Here is a 21637-nt window from a genome sequence, read left to right as displayed (position 1 = left end):
GATAACGACTCATTTTTAAAAAGCAAATATTGATAAATTCAATTATTTTTTTCCATGGCCGCTTGTTTTGCAGTAACTCTTTCACTGATTTTCAAAAACGGCAGATAAAGCGCTATACCGATAATAATGATCAGGGCTTGTACCAGCACAGCTCTGAAATCTCCTGCCGTGGCCAGATATGAACTTAAAAGTGGCGGCGTTGTCCAAGGAATGTAGACCACCACCCTGTTCATGAATCCGATGACGGTAAAAAAGTAGGCGATCGAAATGCCAATAACCGGCTGCAATACAAACGGTATCATCATTGGAATGTTGAAAACGATCGGATAACCGAAAATGACTGGCTCGTTTATGTTAAATAAACCAGGCGCAACAGCTAAAGTCGCAACGTTCCTGCTTGCTTTGATCCTTGAAAAAATGAAGATCGCTATCAGCAAACAGATCGTCGAACCGGTTCCGCCGATCATACCAAAAGTATCACGGAAAGTATTAGTCAAAATATAAGGTATCTTTTCATGTGCTGCATAAGCTGCCATATTTTTATTCATATTTATCAACAAAACAGGATCCAAAAGCGTTCCGTTGATAACTGTTTGGTGAATACCTAAAGTAAATAGGAAATTACCGCAGCTGTAAATAAAAAGCATACCGATTAGACTCGTATTGAATCTTCTAAGCGGTTCTTGGATCAAATTAGTAATCAAGTCGATCAAATTGGTTTTGCCAAAAACCAGCAGCAAAGCCGAAACAAGCGACATGATCGCCAAAGTGAGGATAACCGGAATCATATCGAAGAATGACTGGAAGACCGAAGGAGGAACATTTCCGCCTATATTTATATTCAAAATTTTCATATTAGCGAATCTTATGAATATTTCTGTTGCGATCAAACCAATGATTATCCCGGCAAACATTCCGGTGGTACCGAGATTGGTAAAACTCAAGACACCTGTTGCTGTAACTGATTTACTGGCACCGGTCGGTAAAATCTTTATAGAAAAAGGCATCATCACGATCAAGCTTGTCAAAGCTACCACTGCCGCAAGGATCGGATTGTGGAAATCCTTATTTCGCGAAAGACAGTAAGCGATCACTGGAGCCAACACGAGACCGGCAATATTTAAAGTACCATTTGTGATCATATTGCCCCAATATTGATAATTGGATAAAGTCGTTCCTTTTGCAAACAGCGGGAAAATCACGTTGTTTATCAAAACGGCTAACCCGGCCAGAATAAACAAGGGCATTATCGTTGCAAAAGCATCTCTTAATGATCTAAGATGGATCTCATTTCCTACTTTGGCTGAAAAATCGGAAAATTTATCCAGAAAATTAGGGCCTTTCGCTTCGTTATTATTTTTCATAATTCACCACCGTACTTAAAGTTCTTCGCCATTAGAAGCAAAAACTTTTTTGAACCAAAAATAACTTTTTTTAGGGACTCTTTTTAAATCAAGCAATTGATGATTAGTTCTATTTACATACACTGCTCCATATCTTTTATCAACGTTTCCCTGCGAGCTGGGGATATCAATAAGACCCCATCCCAGATATCCGATCACCTTTGCCCCCTGCTCAACAGCTTCCTTTAAGGCTTGGATGTGCGCGCGATGATAGTCGATTCGATATTGGTCATCGATTTGATGTTTTCCGTCCCATTTTTCACGTGCACCAATACCGTTCTCAATTGGAAAAATCGGCTGACCGGTCAAATCAGATAAATATAAAAGAATTCCCTTGAAGGCAAGCGAGTCGATCTGCCAGCCCCACTCATTTGTTCTAAGATATGGATTTACCTTATGACCCAAGTCAATGTAATAATTAGGAACCGCATTAACAGGTATCAAACTGGAATCTAATAATGAACTGGAGTAATAACTGAAACTCAAAAAATCATTTTTTGTCTTGGAAATAGTTTCCAGATCTTTGTTTTTTAAAATATCACTCAGGTTATTTGCTTTCATATACGAAAGTACTTCTTGAGAATATTTGCCCCGCGTAAACAGATTGATCAAATTATTGTTGGAAAATTCCTTAAACACCCTGACTGCTTCAACGTTTTCAGGTGTTGAAACTGCAGGATAAACTTCTTGATAAGCAAGCATGCCGCCGACCAAATCTTTAGGTTTTTCCTTGTGCAAATATTGCGTAAACAAAGAATGAGCAAGCATTACATTATGCTGGATAAGATAAAGATCAGAAAGGCTTTTTTGACCGGTTATGTAGCCGCTATTCTTAAAAGCCCAGGACAAGCTGTAACAATTCTGTTCATTGAAAGTTATCCAATATTTGACCTTATCGCCAAATTCATCGACCATTTTTTTGCCATAATCAAGGAATTTAAAAACTAGTTCGCGATTAACAAAACCGTTATATTTTCTAGCAAGATTCAAAGGCATATCGAAATGATAGAGACAAATCATCGGTTCAATGCCGGCCTTTAATAGTGCATCGATAAAATTATGGTAAAAATCGATCCCCTTCTGATTAAAATTTCCTTCACCATCAGGCTGTACTCGGCTCCAAGAGATTTGGAAACGATAAAAATTCATCCCCATATCTTTCATAAGATCGATATCTTCTTGAAACCGATGATAATCATCAATGGCTGTTTTCCAATCAGAACTGTTATCAGCAGCCGGTCGGATGTCATAAACTGACATACCCTTTCCATCGAGATTCCAAGCACCTTCCGTTTGCATACTGGATGTTGAATTTCCCCAGAAAAAATTTTTATCTAAAGTCGTCATATCAAACCTATTTTTCCTCCGTAATTCTGTTTTGTTAGCGCTTACAGAATTACACCTTAAGTATATCAAAAAATAAATTTGTAAACTCTTTTAAATAATTTGTATATACTTTATTTAGAAATGAAAAAGGAAGATACTCATTACATGAGCAAATACATTGAAATTGCCAACAAAATAAAGAAAGATATTTTAGAGGGCAAATATCTAGCTGGACAGGCTTTACCGGATCAAAACGAATTATCCAATCGATTTAAAGTTAGTCGAATGACTGTACAAAAAGCCTTAAATATTCTTAGAGCGGAAAATTTAGTTTATAGCCAAAGAGGATCCGGTACCTTTGTTGCGAAAAATATAAACCTCACTTTAAAAAATGATCAAAGTGTTGAGCAATATGTAGGGACAACTAATTTGCTTGGTAAGGATCATCAAATTTTAAGTAAAATAATAAAATTTACAATAAGGTACCCTCAGGAAAACGAACAAAGTCAATTATTAATATCTGAAGATGATTTAGTTTACGATATCATTCGCTTGAGAGTCGTTGATAAAAAACCGTACGCATTGGAATACACAAAAATGCCAGTGAAAGTTATCCCTGGAATCAACGAAAAAATACTTCAAAAATCAATTTATAATTACATAGAAAAAGAACTAAAGCTGACTGTCGGTTCCGCTTTTAGAACGATCGGCGCAGACAAACCCAACCAAGCAGATATGAAATATTTAAAACTTTCTACGGAAGATCCGGTTCTAGAAGTAACACAGACCGTTTTTTTGAATAATAACACGCCATTCGAGTACTCAACGACCAGACACCCGTATAATTTTGGCAGGATCTCGGTGTTTGTGAAATCTAATAAGTAACCGGATTATTTAATTTATTGAAAATTATTATGAAGTAAAATAAAAACGTTTTCAAAAATAGATTGTAATAAGAAAATTTATGTGCTATCTTTTATTTGTTGGTAGCGCTTACATTATCGATTTAGGGAGATCATGAAAAGAACAACGATCAAAGATATAGCTAAAGAAACCGGATTATCGATTGGTACCGTATCGAAGGCATTAAATAATGTTGATGTTGTAAAACTTTCAACTAAAAAGAAAATATTAAACGCTGCCAACAAACTAGGTTATTTCCCAAATTTAAAAGGAAAGCAACTTAAAACTGGCGAAACAAAAACTCTAGGTTTTTTACTTCCAGCGTAACTGGGCCGTATTTCTCCGTACTAATTGATTCATTAGTTAATTTTGTTGAAAAGCTTGGTTACGATCTTAATGTATATATATCTGCTGATAGAGAAAAACTTCTTAATATCCTGGGCGGTGGAACTTACGACGGTTTTTTTCTATTCGACACCACTGTAAGAAACGAAGATATTTTGAAAATGGATTTTTTAGATATCAAAACAGTTTTTTTAGATAGAAAATTCAATTCAAGAAAATCTACTAGTGTCATTTTCGATTCCTTTGATGCTGGTTATAAAATGGGCAAATATTTAATTAATATGGGCCACAAAAAAATATCTTTTGTAGCCGGATTCCCAGGAACTTATGATAGCGACCAAAGATTTTTAGGTTTAAAGTCAGCATTAAATGAAAGATCAATAACTATACCTGAAATTTATTATCTACAAGGCTTATTTGAGGAGGAAGCATCTTATAACGCTGTAATATCATTCCTCAGAAAAGCTTCACTTAATTCTTTATCTCTTCCAAGTGTTTTTGTCGGTGGAAATGATATAAGTTCAATCGGTATTATAAAAGCACTAAATCGAGAAGGATATTCAGTACCTAAAGATATCAGTGTTACAGGATTTGACGATATCGAAATTTCTAGATATTTTAGTCCAAAAATAACAACTTATCATAATCCGATACAAATACAAGCAAAAAAGGCAGTCGAATCAATGAAAATGCTCATTGATGGAAACGAATATATCGAAAATAAAATAATTCCAGGAGAACTAACAATAAGAAATTCGGTAAAACCAATTTTTTAATGTTTTTATCTTTTGAAAAATAAAAACGTTTTTATTTTAAGGAGGCATAAAGCTTGTGTCTTTAAAATCACAAAAATTAACAGAAGTATCAATGCTCGTTCGAATCCAAAGTTGGTTTAAAAACTGGATAAGGCAATGGCAGCTGCAAAGCATGATTTTACCTGGAATAATATTTATGATTATTTTTAATTTTATTCCGATATATGGGCTGGTCCTTGCCTTTAAAAGTTATTCTGTCACCAGCACTGTTCAAGATTCACCTTGGGTAGGATTACAAAATTTTCAAACAATCATACAAGATAAATATTTTTGGCAATCGGTTGAAAATACTATAGGTATAAGTACGATCAAATTAATCATTGAATTCTTTTTACCCATAATCTTGGCAATTATGATTTTTGAATTGAATTGGCTGCCATTCAAAAAAATAGTTCAAAGCATAACTTATCTTCCCCACTTTCTTTCTTGGATAATTTTAGGCGGGATGATCATCACTTGGATGTCTTCAAACGGTATGCTTAATCAAGTTTTAAACGTATTTGGAGCAAACATTCATACAAACCATATGCTTGACGCAAGTAGTTATTGGTCAATAGCCTCACTATCTGATGTTTGGAAAGAAGCAGGATGGGGTACCATTCTTTATTTAGCTGTGATGTCTCAAATAGATCCAACCTATTATGAAGCAGCAAAAATGGATGGTGCTTCTAAATTAAGACAAATTTGGAGCATAACGATTCCGGAAATGAAAAATATAATAGCATTGAATTTGATACTTTCCGTTTCAGGACTTTTTAATTCAAACCTTGATCAGACATTGGTATTAATGAACTCACAGAACCAACCTAAATCAGAAGTTATAAATTCATACGTTTATCGAGTTGGTTTGACACAAGGAGATTTTTCTTACGCAACGGCCGTTGGATTAGGCGTATCGGTAATATCGGTTGTGCTTCTAATTATAACTAACGTAATAACCAAAAAATTAAATGATAATCAATCGGTGCTTTAAAAGGTGGTCTATAAATTATGAAAAAAATAGATATTACAAAAATAAGACCACAGAACCACGTAAAAAGTTCCCTATCGACACGTTTATTTAATATTCTAGATTTAGCTTTAATGCTGATTTTTACACTTATTATATTTATTCCAATGTGGAATATTCTTGTTTCATCGTTTGCTGCTAATAATGCAAATTCATTTATTTTTTGGCCAAATAAATTATCAATTGCAAACTATATAAGCGTTATGAGCGATCCAGGAATATGGCAATCAATGTGGGTTTCAGTAGCTAAAACAGTTATAGGGGTCATTTTCCATCTGATAATGTGCTCAATAGTAGCTTACGCTCTTAGCAAAAGAAACCTTAAAGGGAGAAATTTATACACTTCAATGGGCGTGATAACAATGTTTTTCTCTGGCGGAATGATTCCTACCTACCTCTATTTTTAACCAATTTTATAAGTTCTAAATAAAAAGAATTGGATACCCTTTCGGGAAGACTGCCGGATAAAATAATGACGTCCTTGGAATCTATTTTTTTTATTTCGTTTTTAAAAAGAAACTGTTCGCTTTGAGTAACGATCGGCCCAGAAGCATTGATCTCGATCTCGACCTTATCTTTTATTTTTAAGTTGATACGGCAATTATCATTTATCTCGGTAAAATTCAGATAGATCTTTTTTTCAGGAATGGATTTCTTGATAAATTCTCCAGTAAAACCGCCTAAAAAACCCAAAGCAGTTGAATGCGTGCCCAAATGATCCAAAAGTCTGCTTACATTTATTCCTTTTCCTCCGGGAAATAAATGTTGAGACACCATTCTGTTAGTTTTACCAATTTTTAATTTTTCAACATTGACAAAATAATCTACAGAAGGATTCAACATAACCGTATAAATCATTTTTTATCGGCCTCCAATAAATTCGTTGTTTCCGTTAACCACGACCTTTGTTCTGATGAAAGTCCCTCGGTTATTAATGACACTTTTTCTAGATCGACAGCTTTGGCATAAGAAATGACGTCTATTTTCGATGAATCGGCTAACACGTAAACTTTTCTTGAGCGCTGTACCACGGCTTGTTTGACCGCAGCCTCTTCTATATCGGGTGTCGTAAGACCAAATTTTTTAGATATACCATTAATTCCAATAAAACCCACATCAAATGATAATTGTTTTATACGCTCAACCGCAGCTGCACCAATAGTTGCATCCGTATTTAATTTAACTTGGCCGCCAATTATAGTCACTGGTATCAATAAGTCAGATAATTTTGATGCATGATGAACGGAATTGGTAACTACTGAGACTGATGGATCCTTACTGGCTAAAAAATGTATCATTTCTCCTGTGGTCGTTCCCGCATCTAAAAAAATGATTTCTCCACCTTTTAGTTGTTCTGATGCTAATTGAGCAATTCGGTGTTTTCCCTCTTGATTTATCAAAGATTTTTGCAAAACAGACGGTTCTGTATTTAAAGATTCAACAATTTTTACCCCTCCATGTATTCTGCGAACTTTTCCAGATCGTTCTAAATCTTCTAAATCTCTTCTAACAGTCGACAATGAAGTTTGAGAAACATCTTTTAATTCTTTTAACGATATCATCCGGCGTTTCTTAATAACATCTAAAAGCTTGCCTTGTCTTTTTTGGATCAACATGCTTTTATCACCTCCTAAAATGAAAGCGCTTTCTACATAAATTATGTTAAACTTTTTGAATTTTTTTGCAATAAAAAAATATCATTTTTAACCAAAAAAATTCAAAAAAAATAACCGCATCAAGCGGCTATCTATTCCCAATCATTTTTCTTAAAAAGATGTTTATCACCATGGATCGAATAATTGCCATTTTTTGCAACATTGATAATAGATGATCTGAGATCGCCATTTTTCCTGAATTCAAAAGCGGCATCCTTTAGAAAAGCAGCTAGTTTACCCTGCCAGACCAATCGCGGATCGTACCCGTACTGCAGCCAGACACGATGATTTTGTGCATCATCCCAATCACTGGCTCCGTGGTAAGGACGATCATCAACTAGAACGCTATCGGGCAAGTTAATGAAACCTTTATTATGAGTAAGAATAACATGCTTGTAAAAAGGGCTGTCTTTTTCATAACCGAAATATTTTTGTATCCAAAAAATTTTATCCTGCCAAGAACTGTTGTTATACCAGGGAGCGGTTGACAGGACATACAAGTCATAATCATTTTCTAACGATTTGACTCCGGATACAGCACCCTTGACTGGTTTTAAATCATGAAAAATATTCGGTATTTCATCCGGTTTTCTGACACCGAATTCGTTAACGTCGGCCTCGTTTAGAATCGGAGAAGTATTGACAAGAACGTTATCCATATCCAAAAACAATTTTGGTTTTTTCATATTAAACCTCGTGCCATTAAAAAATTAAAATAAAAAAGAACAAAATAATTATATTCTTGATACAAAAAAATATAAAATCATTCTTCTTCATTCAATGACTTAAAACTCATCGCCGACAAGAAATCAGAGATGCGTTTGTTATCACTATTAAAAAATTTATCCGGTTGGCCGTCATAAAGGATCTGTCCATGTTCGACAAAGACGATTTTGTCAGAAACCGCTCGTGCAAACTCCATATTATGTGTAATAACGACCATCGATTGGCCTTCTTTAGACAGCTCCTGCAAGACTTTCAGAACATCCAGCTCGGATTCCGGATCCAAAGCACTAGTCGGCTCGTCAAGCAGCAAATAACTTGGATGCATCGCAAGTGCCCGTGCGATCGCTACTCGCTGCTGCTGGCCGCCGGAAAGCGAATTAGGATAGGCTTGTGCTTTGTCTTTAAGACCTACTTTGTCTAGTAGCTTCAAAGACTCTTCTTTTACCTGTTGCTTATCTTTTTTTAAAACTTGCACCGGCCCTTCCATTAAATTTTCAAGCACAGAAAAATGTGGAAACAGATTATAATCCTGAAAAACCATTCCCGTCTGGCGGCGAATCCTTAATAGGATCCGATTAGAAATAGCTTTAGAAAAATCCACTTCAATATCATTGATCGAATATCTGCCCGAATCAGGTATCTCTAATAAATTCAAGGATCTGATCAAAGTTGATTTTCCAGCTCCAGAAGGTCCGACCAAGACCGAAGTCTGCTGAGGCAAAAAATCGGTACTGACATCGACCAAAACTTTTTTATCATTATATCGTTTGTTTATATGACTTAATTTGATCAAAATACACTCCTTATGCCAGGGTCAAATAACGAGAAAAATGCTTTTCTAAGTACCGTTGCAGTGAACTCAAAATGGTACATAAAACAGCATAGAAAACTGCCACCATGCAATACATGAGCAAGGGCTGATAATTTTCAGCTGCAATCTGCTGACTAACTTCAAACATTTCAACGATCGTGATCGAAGCCGCAAGCGAAGTATCTTTTACCAAACTGATAAAGCTATTAAAAAGCGGTGGTAAACAGACTCGAGAAGCCTGAGGAAAAATTATGCGCCTCAATACTTGAGAGCGTGTCATGCCGATCGAATAAGCAGCTTCCCATTGACCTTGGGGGATCGAAATTATCGCAGAACGAACCGTTTCCGAACAATAAGCGCCCGTATTCAAGGAAAAAGTTAAAATACCGGCGGCCAAAGGGGTAAATTTGATGCCATTGGGAGCAATGCCGCTGATCCTCAGATATGGCAGCCCAAAATAGACGATAAACAGCTGAACCAAAAGCGGCGTACTGCGGAAAAGCCATACGTAAAATCTAAAAATGCATTTTATCACCCGAAAAATGATGTTTTTCTTTCTGGATATTCTGATCAAAGCTGTGATGACCGCTAAAATCAGACCAAAAATAAAAGACACGATCGTGATCGGAATAGTGTAACGGATCCCAGCCCCGATGATTTGTGGAGCGGAACTTGCGATCACCCTCCAAATATCATTCATATATCCTCCAAAAAATGCTGATCAATTAGTTATATCAGCACCAAAATACTTTTTTGATAATTTTGATAATTGACCGCTAGCCTTGATTCGACTTAGAGCCTTGTTTACCTGCCGGCGTAATTTCGGTGATTTTTTATTCAATAAGACAGCGATTTTTGCTGCTGGTGAAGTTGATGATGGAATCGAATAGTATTTCAGACCTTTAGTCGACCTTTGCTTTGAATAAGCGAACCAAGCTTCTCGAGAATTTATCGTTCCTTGAACACGCCCTTGTCTGATCAAAGACAAACTCGTTTGAAAATCACCAGAAGGAACGATCTTGGCTCCAAATTTTTTGGCAATGATTTCGTTATTCGTTCCAGTGCCTTCAGCAAATGGTTTACCCTTGATATCCTTAACTGATTTTATTGATTTATTGTTCGAACCGGTGATCAAAATACCGCGAGACAGGATATATGGACGTGAGAAAAGAAATTGTTTTTGTCGCGCCGGTGTGATGGTAATATCGTTTAATACAACATCAAATTTGCCGCTGCCTAGACCAGCGATCAAAGAATCCCATTTAGTAGGAACAAAACGAACCTTCAAATGAGATCTTTTTGCGATCTGTGAAGCCAGATCAACTTCAAACCCGGTCAATTTGTTATTTTGACGATAGGAATATGGAGCATAAGTCCCCTCTAATCCGACCGTTAAAGTTTTTTTATTCAATAACTCAGAGTTAAAATTATTTTTACTGCTTCTAGCACTTGCTTTGACCGTTAGAGAAAAAAGCAAAAAAACTAAAAGCAAACTAAAAAATATCACTTTAAAAAAAGAGCCTGATTTTTTGTACATGTTTAAGCCTCTATTAATAGTCTAGTCCAACTATCTTTCCAATAAGAATCAAATTTCCTTCCACGTTTTTTTCGCTGTTGACAAGACCAGACGCAGCTTGTCCCACTGCTGATCTTCGGTGAGTTTGTTGCCCTCTTCAGATGATGCAAAACCGCATTGAGTGCTGATGGCCAAATTATCAAGAGGTACATATTTTAAAGCATCGGCTAAACGATCTTGCAAAAAGCTTTCTTCTTCAAGTTTAGGAAACTTAGAAGTTATGATGCCCAGTACCAAGCGCTTATTTTTATCACCATTCCAAATTTTCGCGATCGGTGCAAATCCACCTGCCCGGTCACTGTCAAATTCCAAAAAGAGACCATCATAATTAAGTTTGCCCAAATATTCAGCAACAGCATCATAGCCGCCGGAAAAGACGAATGTTGAATGAAAATTCCCACGGCAGATATGAGTCGTAAATTTAAGATCGTCCGGCTGATCCTTCAAAATGGCATTAACGACACGAACCGAGTCTTCGGCTTCTTTATAATAGGCTGCTGTTTGTTGCGGGTCTTGCTTGCTTTGACGTAAGCCATTGATCAAATAAGCCCAATTAGTATCGTCTAATTGCAGGTAACGAAGGCCGAGATCATAAAAATGCTTAACAGTTTTGCGGTATGTTTCAACAAGATCGTTCAAATATTCGTCAAAATCATCATAAAAATCCTGCCAATTAGTATTAAATAACAGTGTTGGCGAAGGAATCGTCTGCTTTGGCAAAACACTGGCTGGAGCAACAGACTTCAAGTACTTGAAAGCTTCAAAGAAAGGATGCTGCGGGTTATAAGCGATCTTGCCGACTAATTCAGCGCCATGAAGCTTATTGGTCCCGCCGGAAAAAGATAAGGTTTCGCGGAAACGATCACTGACACCATTTAATCCCTTCCAGAAATCCAAATGCCACCAAGACCGGGAAAATTCACCGTCGGTCACATCTTTAAAACCGAGTTCAGCTTGTTTTGCTGCGATCCGTTTGATCTGTTTGTGCTGGATCGCTAAGTAGGCAGCTTGATCGATCTTGCCCTCTTCTAATTGCTTATGGGCATCCTTTAATTCTTGCGGTCGCAGCAAACTGCCGACCAGGTCTGCTCGAAATGGAACTTTTGTAAGTGTTGTGCTTTCAACCATGATCTTTCTCCTCATAAATAGATAAAATATAATTTCAAATAAAAAAAGCACTCCTGTAAATACAGAAGTGCTGGACACGTTACCATTCTGAAAAGTCTTGACCAGTTGCCTGATCAAGCTTACTAACCGGCAGCTTTATGCAGATGGGCAGCAGCTAGCGGCGTGTCTGATAACGGGGACCAAGCCGTTTTTTACTGGCGGTAAACCGTTTGTAAAAACCGATCACCGGCCATAACAGTCTTAAACCCTTCTGCCGGCTTGCAGCAAATGCCGACTCTCTAGCTATAAAGGACTTAAGACTCACCGGATCGAGTCGTTTGAAATCTATGCATAAAAATATAACACAGATGCAAAGAATGTCAACTAAGTTGATGGCTTAAAGCATCAGGTTCCTGCGAAAAATTTTAGAAAGGATCAGAATTTTTCAGTATCTCCCTTTGTTCTTTTTCGCGCTTTAATTGTTCTTCATGCAGTCTCTGCTTAGCTTGTTTTACTGATTCATTATCTTTCGTTAAATACTTATCAACAAACTTGTCGGTCATCTTCTGGAATCCCTCGACCGCATTTTTCTCGATTCCTTTATAACCTTCGGTAACAGCCTTTTCAATTTTCTTGTTTGCCTTGACTAATTTTGATTTCGCCATTGTTCTTGCTCCTTTTCTATACGCATAGAATAGTTCACAAATGTTTTTGAATCGTTTGAGAAATGTTTAAGAAATGTGAATCGTCGATTAACAATTTATTAATGATTTTCAAACATTTTCAAAACAGAAACTTATTAATCTTTAACTGTCCAATGCGATCAGCAGATGGAAACAAAGCAAAAGAAAGGATCAAAAAATGATTATATTCATTATCGCAGTTGGTTTGATACTCGGCTTTACGACTATCCAAGCATATTCTGCCTTGTCTCAAAGAAAGAGCCGTTCGCTTCAAATCGTCGGCAGCCTGTTAGGTGCTTTAGGAGCAGCTTCGGCAGACCAGCTGCTTTCTTGGGGACCGGAGATTTTCGGTATTTCCCTAGCACCCGTTTTAGTCGGGTCGATCGTTTTGCCGATCGTCGGTATTGCCTTCTTTAATTATGGCCGGACATTCATTAAAAAATTAAGAAGTCAAAGCTGACTGGTTTTCAAAGATGTAAGCAAAATCAGTATAAATATTTTAAAATTAAGACAGGATTGAACGATCAGCGATCCTGTTTTTTAGCGTCATTTAAAGGTTTCAAATAATCATAAGAATGTCGAGGAAGCAAAAATGTCTACAGAAAAAGCGCTCCAAGAAACGATCTTAAAAGGTGCCAGTCTTCTGCTGAATAATGGCCTTGGTTTATTTCCATATGAATACAGCGGATGGCGTGATGAAGCAGTGCAGGCTCACAAGAACGCTTATTTGGGAACCAGTCTGATGAATTCGCCGATCTTTGATCTAAGCGGAACAGGTGCCGTTGATTTTCTACAAAAGTTTTCGGTCAATCGCTATGACAAAATGAAAATCGGTTCGATCCGCCACGCTATCATGTGCAACGAAAAAGGTCAGATCATGGCTGATGGGGTCGTTATGAAAATTGGCGAAAATCATTTCCGCACTTACTGGCTGGATCCTTGTATTTCATTTCTTTTTGAAAAATTTGGTTCAGACTATGATTTACAAGGCAGTGATCTCAGCGGTCAAGAGACCTTTTTTCAAGTTGATGGGCCAAAATCATTTGAAATAATTTCAAAAACATTAGACGATGATCAAAACTTCGCCTCCTTAAAATTTGCCCACCACGACCTCTTTAAAATTGCCGGTAAAGAAGTAAGGATCCTGCGCTTAGGTATGACAGGAAGCATCGCCTACGAGATCCATAGCAGCATCCCCGATGGCAAAGACGTTTACGATAAGATCTGGGAAACCGGATCAGCTTTGGGAATGAGAAAAATCGGTATGGTCACTTACACGATGGATCATACACCCGGCGGTATGCCGAATATAAATATGCACTACCCGCTGCCTTGGTTTGAAAGCGAAGATGGCGTGTATAAAGGTTTAGCCGATCATTTAAAAGCACGGCCGTTAGCGGCCTTTTACAATTATGAACGCGATTTGGTCGGCAGTGTCGGTGATGATCTGCAAGTTAGATTTGTCAATCCATTTGAAACTGGCTGGGGAAAATTAGTCCGCCTTGATCATGATTTCGTTGGAAAAACAGCTTTAGAGAAAATATCAAAAGATGAAAATCAGGCACGTCAAGTCGTTACTTTAGAATGGAATGCCGACGACATTGCCGAAGTTTACAAAACGCAGTTTCAAGGAAACCAAGCTCCGGCAGCCGACCCGATCGACGCACGACCAGCAGATACCTATTATCAATTACCGCATGGCAGATTCGTTTACCATGCTGACAAAGTTCTAGATGGCGACAAAACGATCGGTATAAGTGTAATGCGTGATTTCCTGCCCTATTACCAGCGAATGATCTCTTTGGCCTTCATCGATCGAAAGTATTACCAGATGGGAAAAGAATTGACCGTGCTTTGGGGCCGACCGGGTACCCGGCAGATGAAGATCAGAGCTGTCATCGCGCGTTATCCGTATAATGATAACGACAATAAGAATGTGAATGTGAACGGTATTTAAATCAAAAACATAAAACCTTCTGCACTATTTTTGAGTTTAGAAGGTTTTTATTTTTACTTATTTTTGTTCTCTAAATTTTTTTGTTCTTGCATATAAAGAATACCATCGTATTTTTTAACAAAGGGCCAATAAATGAAAAACGATATAAATAGAACTATAAATTGCCAAACGGCTATTTGCCAGCCGCCGATCAAAAATCCTGAAATTATAGGCGGAGTCGTCCATGGAACCATAACGCCCGTTAGATAAGGAAGTATACCTATTTTGATCAAAAAATACGTCGATGTCATGGACAGTATCGGTGTTATGATAAATGGAATTGCAAGCAGAGGATTCAAAACGATCGGCAAGCCAAAGAGAGTTGGTTCATTTATATTGAAAAATCCTGGTACGATCGATAGTTTACCTAATTCCCTCATCTGAGTAGAACGTGCAAAGAAAGTCATATAGACAACAACACCAATAGTCATACCAGCGCCAGTAACTGTTCCAAACTGGTCAAACAGCGGTTGAATAAAAATATGTCCACCATTAGCCGCGGTAACAACTCCATGTGCCTTAAATATTGCAGCGTTGGAAAGAGCGTTCGCTTGAAGTATTGGAGATAAAATTCCGCTTACGATAACTGAACCGTGAACACCGAAGAACCACAAGAACGGTACTAGGAAAGCTGATGCTAGTACGCCCGGGAAACTATCAGTCATTCCTTGAAGAGGTGTTTGAATAACTCTATAGATCCACTGTGTCAAAGTCGAATGAGATGTTAGATCGAAGAAAATATAAATCAATAACCAAAATAAAACAATTACAAAAGCTGGTATCAATGAAGTGAATGATCCAGCAACAGCTGGAGGAACTTGATCAGGCAGCTTGATCGTTATTTTGTGACGTAAAAACCAAGAATATACCAATCCGGTTATCATTCCAATAATAATCGCCGCGATCATTCCTTGTCCACCCAACCAGGATCGATCTATAAAGTCGCTCAGCAAGCTAGGAGCTTGGCTAGAAGATATAACGGTTTTACTGCCATTCATCACAGCTGTAGTCGGATGCATAACTACAAAAAAGCTGACCAAAGCAGTCAATCCTGCGGGAAGCGGATCAAATCCTTCGTTTTTGACCCAAACGTATGCGATTCCCACAACAGCAAAAATTGCAACTATTCCAAATGAAGCATTATACGCTTGTGTAAAATAAGCTGCTAACCCCGTTTTATTCATCCAGTCAGCAACTGGCTTAAATGGAAACGAACTTAGAAGTAAGAAGACAGAACCAATCATAATAAAGGGTAGACTGACTATCATTCCATCTTTTAAAGCACTTATTGCTTTAGTATTAACAAAACGCATCACAGGAGGAAGTATTTTTTTATTCACAAAATTCTGCATAAATTTTTTTATTTCTCCTTTCAAAGGAACCTAAGTTATCCCGTTCCCCAAATACATTTTATATTGGAAGCGCTTTCTTTATAATGCTTTAGATAAAATATGTTACTTGTTTCCTTTTTTGAAACAAATTCTATATGCTATATATTGAGATGTCGCCAATAATAAAATTAACTTCTACCGAGCTGATTATTTATCGTTATTTACTTGATAATCCAAGTCAGGTAAAAAAATACAATATTAGAGAGTTGGCAATAAAAATAAATGCTTCAACTAGTTCGATCGTACGCTGCCTTAAAAAACTTGGATACAGCGGCTTTTCAGATTACAAACAAAAAATAATCAGCGAATCTAAAAGAGATAATGATTTTAAAAAAACCAGTTCTTTATTAGTACAAGCAAGAGATTTTTTTAATAAGAGATTAGATACGATATATTCCAAAAAAATTAAAAAAACAGGATTCTTATTAAAAAATGCTGAAGAGATTTTCTTCTTTGGAATTGGTACATCTGGAATTTTAGCCAATTATGGAGCAAGACAATTTTCAAATTTCGGACTAAACGCAAAATTTATTGATGATCCATTTTATCCGTTAACAGCTTTAAAAAACAATAGCAATATTCGAGTAGCTATTGTTTTATCAGTCAGTGGCGAGACGAAAGAAAGTTTGCAAATGACCAGAGATTTAAAAAATTCCAAGGCAAAAATAACAAGTATTACAAATCATGAATATAATTCACTTTCACGTTTATCGGATGTAAATTTTAATTATGATTTTCCAGATCAAATTCTTGGTCGCGATTTAAATCTGACCAGTCAATTACCCGTTATTTACATATTGGAATCAATCATTAGAGAGACCAAAAAAGAATCTCAATAAAAACGGACTCTTTTTTATGTATTACTGTTCGATATTAAATCGTGTACTTTTTAAACGTCTTGTGATTCGTCTGACCATAGTAGGATCAATTATTAAACTGCCAGCCATCACTTCGCTTTTCAAATCTAATTATGTGATAAATTTCAGTACAGCTCATCAATAAACAAATATTAAAAAATGAGAAATCTATTGACAGCTGAAAAAAATTTAGTTACGATTATCTGGAAATTTATGATGCTTTTAGATAACACAAATAGATGCTTCGCATGCTGCTGTGGATCACGTCTTGGAGGATTCACGGCTTATTGTTGTTGCCTTAAAAAAGTAATTCGATAACACAAAAACCGAGAATTTTATCAAGACGCAAATTTAAAGATTTGCGTCTTTTTTTATCCAAAAGGAGCAGTCATGCTAGTAAATAATCTTTATCAATTGATCGGGAACACTCCCCTTTTAAAATTAAATATCAAAGTCCCAAAAAACAGTCATATCTACGCAAAATTAGAGATGTTCAATCCCGGCGGCAGCGTCAAAGACCGGTTAGGCCTTTCTCTAATAGAAAATGGCAGAAAGATCGGCGCGATAAAAGATGGTACGACTATTATCGAACCGACCGCCGGCAATACAGGCATTGGTATTGCCTTAGCTGCTCAAAAATATCATTTGCCGGTCAAACTTATTGTCCCGGAAAAATTCAGTAAAGAAAAACAAATTTTGATGCGTGCTCTAGGTGCGCAAATAATCAATACACCATCCGAACAAGGAATCGAGGGTGCGATCGCCAAGGCTAAAGAATTGCATCAGCAGATAGATAACTCTTATCTGCCCTTACAATTTTCCAATCCGGCAAATCCGGAAACTTATTATCAAACGATGGGACCGGAAATATATAAAGATCTAAAAGGACAAAAAGTCGATGCCTTCGTTGCTGGATCCGGTTCTGGCGGTACTTTTGTCGGTACAGGCCGTTACCTGAAAGAAAAGTTCCCTGAAATGAAAGCTATTACAGTTGAGCCGGAAGGATCGATCTTAAACGGCGGACCTGCGCATCCCCATAAAACAGAAGGTATCGGCGTTGAATTCATACCGCCCTTTTTCAAACAAATCAAGATCGACAAAGTCATCACGATCAGCGACAAAGATGCTTTCGATCAAGTTTCGCTTTTAGCCGAAGAGATCGGCCTATTTGCCGGAAGTTCTAGCGGTGCCGCTTTAGCCGCCAGTTTACAGTTAGCTAATGAACTGCCGGAAAATTCAACGATCGTGACCGTTTTCGCTGATTCAAGCGAAAGGTATTTAAGCAAAAATATTTACGCATTCAACAACAAGGAGAACCAACATGAACTTCAGCACTAAATTGATCCACGGCGGCAACAGCGAGGACCCTGCCACAGGAGCCGTATCGATACCGATTTATCGTGCATCGACTTTCCATCAGCATAAATTAGGTGCCGGGCCAAAATGGGAATATGGTCGTAGCGGCAACCCGACTAGAACTGCTTTGGAAAAACTTGCGGCAGCCATTGAAAACGGCAGCGATGCGTTTGCCTTTGCTTCGGGTTCAGCGGCCATTCATACGGTTTTTTCACTTTTTTCCAGCGGCGACCATATTATTGTCGGCAACGATGTATACGGCGGCACTTTTCGCCTGATCGACAAGGTCCTAAAGCGCTTTGGCCTAAAATTCACAGTTGTCGATACACGAAATCTGCAGGCTGTAGAAAATTCTATTCAAGCCAACACCAAAGCCGTTTACCTTGAAAGTCCGACTAATCCGCTCTTAAAGATAACTGATATCTCGAGCATTGCAAAAATAGCGAAAAAGCATGGACTGAAAAGTATCGTTGATAATACTTTTGCCACCCCTTACAATCAAAAACCGCTTGATCTAGGTGCTGACATCGTCGTTCACAGTGCAACAAAATATTTGGGCGGCCACAGCGATCTGATCGCCGGTTTGGCAATAACCAATGATGATGCGATCGGCCGGCAGCTGGCTTTTTTACAAAATTCGATCGGTTCTGTCCTTAGTCCTGACGACAGCTGGCTGCTGCAGCGAGGTATCAAAACTTTAGCTGTCCGCATGCGTGCTCATGAAGAAAATGCACACAAGATCTTTGATTTTTTAAAAAGCAATGATAAAGTCGCTAAAGTCTATTATCCCGGCGATCCTGATGCTGAAGATTACCAAATCGCTAAAAAACAAATGCGGGGTTTTGGTGCCATCATTTCTTTTGAGTTAAAAGCGGGTCTGGATACAAAAAAGTTCGTTGAAAGCCTGCATTTGATCGACTTGGCCGAAAGTCTTGGCGGGATCGAAAGTTTGATCGAGGTCCCGGCTGTGATGACACACGCATCGATTCCGCGCAACATCCGCATTAAAAACGGTATAACCGATGAATTGATCAGGCTATCAGTTGGTTTAGAGGATATTGCCGACCTGATCGAAGATCTAAAAGGAGCGTTTGCCAAGATTTGAAATGCCTAACAGACATAATAGCAGCTGCTGAAATGATCAAAAAACGCGACCCGGCTGCGCATAGTTTACTAGAAATTTTTATGACCTACTCTGGTTTCCACGCCCTGGCCTATTATCGGGCCGCTCATTGGTTTTACCAGCACAAATTCTACCTATTGGCAGCACTGATCTCACATTCAGGCAAAATGACGACCGGTATCGAAATCCATCCAGGAGCAAAGATCGGTAAATTTTTGTTCATCGATCATGGCAATGGTGTCGTGATCGGACAAACAGCAGTGATCGGCGATAACGTAACCATCATGCACAACGTCACTTTAGGGTCGCGAAAACAAATGAACGACCGCCGCCATCCGATCGTTGGCAATAATGTCTTTATCGGCGCTGGTGCTCAACTGCTCGGACCGATAACGATCGGTGCCAAGGCTAAAATCGGTGCCGGAACGATCGTACTTATCGACGTCCCTGAAGGGGCAACCATCGTTGGCAATCCCGGACATTTAGTGACAAGAAAAAAATAAGCGCTCTAAGCGCTTTTTTTATATATTCAAATGAAATTGCTGATCCAACAGTTTAAATTTATTTTCTAAATTAGAACTAAGCAAAATACCTGCATCGTTTTTAACAAAAACAGCACCGATATTTGGATTTTTTTCAACAAGCGCTAAGCCCTTTTTTGAACCATTATAAAAAGCGATCGTCGACCAAAGATCAGCGTCGATCGATTTTTTACTCACGATCGTTACGCTGCTTAAATCATTTTTTATTGGATAACCGGTTTTAGAATCAAACATATGGTGATAAAACATACCGTTCAATTTTAAATAACGTTCATAAATGCCCGATGTAACTACTGAACAGTCTCTTAAATCAGTCAAAATACCAAGTGGCAGATTTTTTATTTTAAAAGGATCTTGAACACCGATCTGCCAACGTCCGTGACCATGCCGACTGCTGCCGACCAGCAAGATATTCCCGCCCAGATTTATTATTCCAGACAGTATGCCCGATCTTTGCCAAAAATTCTTGACGGCATCGGCAATATAACCTTTCGCAATGGCTCCTAAATCGATCTCCATTCCTGTTAGCTGCAGCTTGACGGCACGTTTTTTATCGTTAAAGACTACTTGTTCGGGATCGATCAAATCAAGTTTCGCTCCTATTTGCTCCGGTCGAGGAAGGTTGGCACCATCAAAACCAATTTTCCATAACTTGACAAGCGGACCGATCGTGAAATTAAATCCCTCATTTTTTAGACTGGCTTCATATGATTTTTTTAAAATAGAGTAAGTGATCTCTGAAACCGAAACAAAACTTTTCCCAGCATTGCGATTGATCGACATAATTTCCGAATTTGTCCGATTAACAGTCAAAAGATCTTCATATTTTTCGATCAATCGGTAAGTTTCGTCAAGAAAAATAGTATCCTGATCCTCGCTTATGCTTTGAAGTGACAAGTTGATCTCAGTTCCTAAACCATAGTAGTTTTTAGTCAGAAACATTTTGAGAGGTCCTCCTGCTTTCGAAAATTTCTTGTGCCAGCTCTATAAATTTTTTTGAAGAATCGCTTAATGCAAAATTTTTATTGTAAGCGATCGAAATATCAGCCTGCAAAACTGAAGAAGATATTGGATAAAAAGATAGGCTGTTTTTACCGGGAAAAGAAAAATCCGTCATTAAGGAGAACGGAATGATCGTACTGCCGATGCCGACACCAGCAAGCCGAAAAGCCGTTGTGATATTAGCAGTCTTAGTGATGATCCGAGTTTTGATATTATACCTGGAAAAATAACTGCTGACTAATCTTTGGAAAGCTGAACTGTCGTCTTCGATGATCATCCCCTTAGGATCGATGTAAGGACTGATATCTTCAAAGGTACGTTCTTGATGATATTTTCCCTTGCCATCAGCGACGACCAAAAGAGCACTTTCACTTGCTATTTTAAAATCTGCCAACTGCGGGTTGTAAACTGGTTCGATGCCGATCGACAGATCAATTTCCTGATCAAGCAGGGATGCTTCGCTTTCAGAAGAGCTTTTTTCTAAAATATCGATACTTACAGAAGGATTCATCCGGTAAAAATCAGGTAAGATCTTTGGCAAAATAATTTCCGCTAATGATTGGTTGATACCGATCGATATTTTAGCCGTATCCGATGAAACAAAGTGCAAAAGACCAGCTGTCAGTTCCTGATATGATTCATATATTTCTCTTGAACGCTGTAAAAAGAAATGTCCGGCAGCAGTTAATTTGATCGGGTGCTGACATCGATCAAGAAATTTCAATGAATATTCATTTTCGTATTTGGCAATGGTTTTACTGATAGCCGGCTGTGTCATATATAATTTATCAGCGGCTTTTGAAATACTGCCATATTTTTCAACCGCCTCTAAAATAGAAATCAATTGTTTTTCCCGTTGGAAACTTTCCATTTTGGATCACCTGAATTTTAAGTTATGCCCTTTTGTTCATACTTTTTTGAAAATTGTTTTATCAAACTGACCAAAAAAATCGTTCATAATAGATTGTGAAAGCGATAACTTATTGGTTATGATCACTTTATCACAAAATT

Annotated in this window: 24 protein-coding genes; 11 read left to right on the top strand and 13 right to left on the bottom strand. The window is 37.8% G+C overall.

From position 1 onward, the window contains the following. Positions 1-38 precede the first annotated feature (38 nt). Positions 39-1364: a PTS sugar transporter subunit IIC gene (locus tag ACKP2L_RS03740; RefSeq protein WP_439426020.1), complete on the bottom strand. Its 1326-nt coding sequence runs from the start codon at positions 1362-1364 to the stop codon at positions 39-41. A 15-nt stretch (positions 1365-1379) separates the two neighbouring features. Then, positions 1380-2750 carry a glycoside hydrolase family 1 protein gene (locus ACKP2L_RS03735; RefSeq protein WP_439426019.1) on the bottom strand — a complete coding sequence of 457 codons (1371 nt, stop codon included), beginning with the start codon at positions 2748-2750 and terminating at the stop codon, positions 1380-1382. A 144-nt stretch (positions 2751-2894) separates the two neighbouring features. Here ACKP2L_RS03735 and ACKP2L_RS03730 point away from each other — a divergent pair, with 144 nt between their 5' ends. The 5 genes from ACKP2L_RS03730 (at position 2895) to ACKP2L_RS03710 (ending at position 6208) form a co-directional block, all read left to right on the top strand. Next, positions 2895-3614 carry a GntR family transcriptional regulator gene (locus tag ACKP2L_RS03730; RefSeq protein WP_439426018.1) on the top strand — a complete coding sequence of 240 codons (720 nt, stop codon included), beginning with the start codon at positions 2895-2897 and terminating at the stop codon, positions 3612-3614. A 132-nt stretch (positions 3615-3746) separates the two neighbouring features. After that, positions 3747-3959, top strand: coding sequence for a LacI family DNA-binding transcriptional regulator (locus ACKP2L_RS03725; RefSeq protein WP_439426017.1), 213 nt, complete (start codon positions 3747-3749; stop codon positions 3957-3959). 23 nt (positions 3960-3982) lie between these two features. After that, positions 3983-4753 (top strand): LacI family DNA-binding transcriptional regulator, encoded by a 771-nt coding sequence (locus ACKP2L_RS03720; protein WP_439426197.1) that lies wholly within the window; start codon positions 3983-3985, stop codon positions 4751-4753. A gap of 91 nt (positions 4754-4844) precedes the next feature. Then, on the top strand, positions 4845-5765 hold the full coding sequence (locus ACKP2L_RS03715) for an ABC transporter permease (protein WP_439426196.1): 921 nt from the start codon (positions 4845-4847) through the stop codon (positions 5763-5765). 17 nt (positions 5766-5782) lie between these two features. Further along, a complete protein-coding gene (locus ACKP2L_RS03710) occupies positions 5783-6208 on the top strand; it encodes a hypothetical protein (RefSeq protein WP_439426016.1) in 426 nt (141 codons plus the stop codon). Here ACKP2L_RS03710 and ACKP2L_RS03705 read toward each other — a convergent pair. The 8 genes from ACKP2L_RS03705 to ACKP2L_RS03670 all read right to left on the bottom strand — a co-directional run bounded on the left by ACKP2L_RS03705 (position 6189) and on the right by ACKP2L_RS03670 (position 12341). After that, positions 6189-6659 carry a PfkB family carbohydrate kinase gene (locus tag ACKP2L_RS03705; protein WP_439426015.1) on the bottom strand — a complete coding sequence of 157 codons (471 nt, stop codon included), beginning with the start codon at positions 6657-6659 and terminating at the stop codon, positions 6189-6191. The genes ACKP2L_RS03710 and ACKP2L_RS03705 overlap by 20 nt on opposite strands. Beyond that, positions 6656-7417, bottom strand: coding sequence for a DeoR/GlpR family DNA-binding transcription regulator (locus ACKP2L_RS03700; protein ID WP_439426014.1), 762 nt, complete (start codon positions 7415-7417; stop codon positions 6656-6658). The genes ACKP2L_RS03705 and ACKP2L_RS03700 overlap by 4 nt, the downstream gene beginning before the upstream one ends. Before the next feature lie 131 nt (positions 7418-7548). Beyond that, positions 7549-8142 carry a hypothetical protein gene (locus ACKP2L_RS03695; RefSeq protein ID WP_439426013.1) on the bottom strand — a complete coding sequence of 198 codons (594 nt, stop codon included), beginning with the start codon at positions 8140-8142 and terminating at the stop codon, positions 7549-7551. Between the two features lie 77 nt (positions 8143-8219). Then, positions 8220-8975 (bottom strand): amino acid ABC transporter ATP-binding protein, encoded by a 756-nt coding sequence (locus ACKP2L_RS03690; protein WP_439426012.1) that lies wholly within the window; start codon positions 8973-8975, stop codon positions 8220-8222. Positions 8976-8985: 10 nt separating this feature from the next. After that, positions 8986-9693 (bottom strand): amino acid ABC transporter permease, encoded by a 708-nt coding sequence (locus ACKP2L_RS03685; protein WP_439426011.1) that lies wholly within the window; start codon positions 9691-9693, stop codon positions 8986-8988. Positions 9694-9714: 21 nt separating this feature from the next. Next, positions 9715-10530, bottom strand: a complete 816-nt coding sequence (locus ACKP2L_RS03680) for a transporter substrate-binding domain-containing protein (RefSeq protein ID WP_439426010.1) — start codon at positions 10528-10530, stop codon at positions 9715-9717. Positions 10531-10578: 48 nt separating this feature from the next. After that, complete coding sequence (locus ACKP2L_RS03675) at positions 10579-11697, bottom strand: 5-methyltetrahydropteroyltriglutamate--homocysteine S-methyltransferase (protein WP_439426009.1); 1119 nt, start codon at positions 11695-11697, stop codon at positions 10579-10581. A 404-nt stretch (positions 11698-12101) separates the two neighbouring features. Beyond that, the gene (locus ACKP2L_RS03670) at positions 12102-12341 is read right to left on the bottom strand and encodes a hypothetical protein (RefSeq protein ID WP_439426008.1); all 240 of its coding nucleotides are present in this window, start codon (positions 12339-12341) and stop codon (positions 12102-12104) included. Between the two features lie 196 nt (positions 12342-12537). Here ACKP2L_RS03670 and ACKP2L_RS03665 point away from each other — a divergent pair, with 196 nt between their 5' ends. Then, positions 12538-12819, top strand: a complete 282-nt coding sequence (locus tag ACKP2L_RS03665; RefSeq protein ID WP_439426007.1) for a hypothetical protein — start codon at positions 12538-12540, stop codon at positions 12817-12819. 132 nt (positions 12820-12951) lie between these two features. Beyond that, complete coding sequence (locus ACKP2L_RS03660) at positions 12952-14316, top strand: aminomethyl transferase family protein (protein ID WP_439426006.1); 1365 nt, start codon at positions 12952-12954, stop codon at positions 14314-14316. 53 nt (positions 14317-14369) lie between these two features. Here ACKP2L_RS03660 and ACKP2L_RS03655 read toward each other — a convergent pair whose 3' ends face one another. Next, complete coding sequence (locus ACKP2L_RS03655; protein ID WP_439426005.1) at positions 14370-15707, bottom strand: PTS sugar transporter subunit IIC; 1338 nt, start codon at positions 15705-15707, stop codon at positions 14370-14372. Positions 15708-15841: 134 nt separating this feature from the next. On the opposite strand from ACKP2L_RS03655, the gene ACKP2L_RS03650 reads away from it, so the two are divergent. The 4 genes from ACKP2L_RS03650 (at position 15842) to cysE (ending at position 19585) form a co-directional block, all read left to right on the top strand. Further along, on the top strand, positions 15842-16585 hold the full coding sequence (locus ACKP2L_RS03650) for a MurR/RpiR family transcriptional regulator (RefSeq protein ID WP_439426004.1): 744 nt from the start codon (positions 15842-15844) through the stop codon (positions 16583-16585). Between the two features lie 408 nt (positions 16586-16993). Then, positions 16994-17941 (top strand): PLP-dependent cysteine synthase family protein, encoded by a 948-nt coding sequence (locus ACKP2L_RS03645; protein WP_439426003.1) that lies wholly within the window; start codon positions 16994-16996, stop codon positions 17939-17941. Next, positions 17925-19064 (top strand): trans-sulfuration enzyme family protein, encoded by a 1140-nt coding sequence (locus ACKP2L_RS03640; RefSeq protein ID WP_439426002.1) that lies wholly within the window; start codon positions 17925-17927, stop codon positions 19062-19064. Before ACKP2L_RS03645 ends, ACKP2L_RS03640 begins: the two co-directional genes overlap by 17 nt. A 14-nt stretch (positions 19065-19078) precedes the next feature. After that, entirely contained in the window at positions 19079-19585 is a 507-nt protein-coding gene (cysE, locus tag ACKP2L_RS03635) for a serine O-acetyltransferase (protein WP_439426195.1), read from the top strand. 18 nt (positions 19586-19603) lie between these two features. On the opposite strand, the gene ACKP2L_RS03630 is transcribed toward cysE, so the two are convergent. Further along, on the bottom strand, positions 19604-20566 hold the full coding sequence (locus ACKP2L_RS03630) for an FAD:protein FMN transferase (protein ID WP_439426001.1): 963 nt from the start codon (positions 20564-20566) through the stop codon (positions 19604-19606). Then, the gene (locus ACKP2L_RS03625; RefSeq protein ID WP_439426000.1) at positions 20553-21497 is read right to left on the bottom strand and encodes a LysR family transcriptional regulator; all 945 of its coding nucleotides are present in this window, start codon (positions 21495-21497) and stop codon (positions 20553-20555) included. Before ACKP2L_RS03625 ends, ACKP2L_RS03630 begins: the two co-directional genes overlap by 14 nt. Positions 21498-21637 lie beyond the last annotated feature (140 nt).

The organism is Oenococcus alcoholitolerans (assembly GCF_051852995.1).
In the GTDB taxonomy this organism is placed as follows: Bacteria; Bacillota; Bacilli; order Lactobacillales; family Lactobacillaceae; genus Oenococcus; species Oenococcus alcoholitolerans.
Note: the sequence above shows the minus strand (reverse complement) of the source record. Positions and strands in the feature narration are given on the sequence as shown.

Bases quoted from the DNA above. Each gene is read 5' to 3' on its own strand.
- ACKP2L_RS03640 (WP_439426002.1), top strand. From the start codon at position 17,925: ATGAACTTCAGCACTAAATTGATCCACGGCGGCAACAGCGAGGACCCT.
- ACKP2L_RS03715 (WP_439426196.1), top strand. From the start codon at position 4,845: ATGCTCGTTCGAATCCAAAGTTGGTTTAAAAACTGGATAAGGCAATGG.
- ACKP2L_RS03650 (WP_439426004.1), top strand. From the start codon at position 15,842: ATGCTATATATTGAGATGTCGCCAATAATAAAATTAACTTCTACCGAG.
- ACKP2L_RS03645 (WP_439426003.1), top strand. From the start codon at position 16,994: ATGCTAGTAAATAATCTTTATCAATTGATCGGGAACACTCCCCTTTTA.
- ACKP2L_RS03695 (WP_439426013.1), bottom strand. From the start codon at position 8,142: ATGAAAAAACCAAAATTGTTTTTGGATATGGATAACGTTCTTGTCAAT.
- ACKP2L_RS03710 (WP_439426016.1), top strand. From the start codon at position 5,783: ATGAAAAAAATAGATATTACAAAAATAAGACCACAGAACCACGTAAAA.
- ACKP2L_RS03730 (WP_439426018.1), top strand. From the start codon at position 2,895: ATGAGCAAATACATTGAAATTGCCAACAAAATAAAGAAAGATATTTTA.
- ACKP2L_RS03655 (WP_439426005.1), bottom strand. From the start codon at position 15,707: ATGCAGAATTTTGTGAATAAAAAAATACTTCCTCCTGTGATGCGTTTT.
- ACKP2L_RS03630 (WP_439426001.1), bottom strand. From the start codon at position 20,566: ATGTTTCTGACTAAAAACTACTATGGTTTAGGAACTGAGATCAACTTG.
- ACKP2L_RS03725 (WP_439426017.1), top strand. From the start codon at position 3,747: ATGAAAAGAACAACGATCAAAGATATAGCTAAAGAAACCGGATTATCG.
- ACKP2L_RS03685 (WP_439426011.1), bottom strand. From the start codon at position 9,693: ATGAATGATATTTGGAGGGTGATCGCAAGTTCCGCTCCACAAATCATC.
- ACKP2L_RS03700 (WP_439426014.1), bottom strand. From the start codon at position 7,417: ATGTTGATCCAAAAAAGACAAGGCAAGCTTTTAGATGTTATTAAGAAA.
- ACKP2L_RS03625 (WP_439426000.1), bottom strand. From the start codon at position 21,497: ATGGAAAGTTTCCAACGGGAAAAACAATTGATTTCTATTTTAGAGGCG.
- ACKP2L_RS03735 (WP_439426019.1), bottom strand. From the start codon at position 2,750: ATGACGACTTTAGATAAAAATTTTTTCTGGGGAAATTCAACATCCAGT.
- ACKP2L_RS03660 (WP_439426006.1), top strand. From the start codon at position 12,952: ATGTCTACAGAAAAAGCGCTCCAAGAAACGATCTTAAAAGGTGCCAGT.
- ACKP2L_RS03665 (WP_439426007.1), top strand. From the start codon at position 12,538: ATGATTATATTCATTATCGCAGTTGGTTTGATACTCGGCTTTACGACT.
- ACKP2L_RS03675 (WP_439426009.1), bottom strand. From the start codon at position 11,697: ATGGTTGAAAGCACAACACTTACAAAAGTTCCATTTCGAGCAGACCTG.
- ACKP2L_RS03740 (WP_439426020.1), bottom strand. From the start codon at position 1,364: ATGAAAAATAATAACGAAGCGAAAGGCCCTAATTTTCTGGATAAATTT.
- ACKP2L_RS03680 (WP_439426010.1), bottom strand. From the start codon at position 10,530: ATGTACAAAAAATCAGGCTCTTTTTTTAAAGTGATATTTTTTAGTTTG.
- ACKP2L_RS03670 (WP_439426008.1), bottom strand. From the start codon at position 12,341: ATGGCGAAATCAAAATTAGTCAAGGCAAACAAGAAAATTGAAAAGGCT.
- ACKP2L_RS03705 (WP_439426015.1), bottom strand. From the start codon at position 6,659: ATGATTTATACGGTTATGTTGAATCCTTCTGTAGATTATTTTGTCAAT.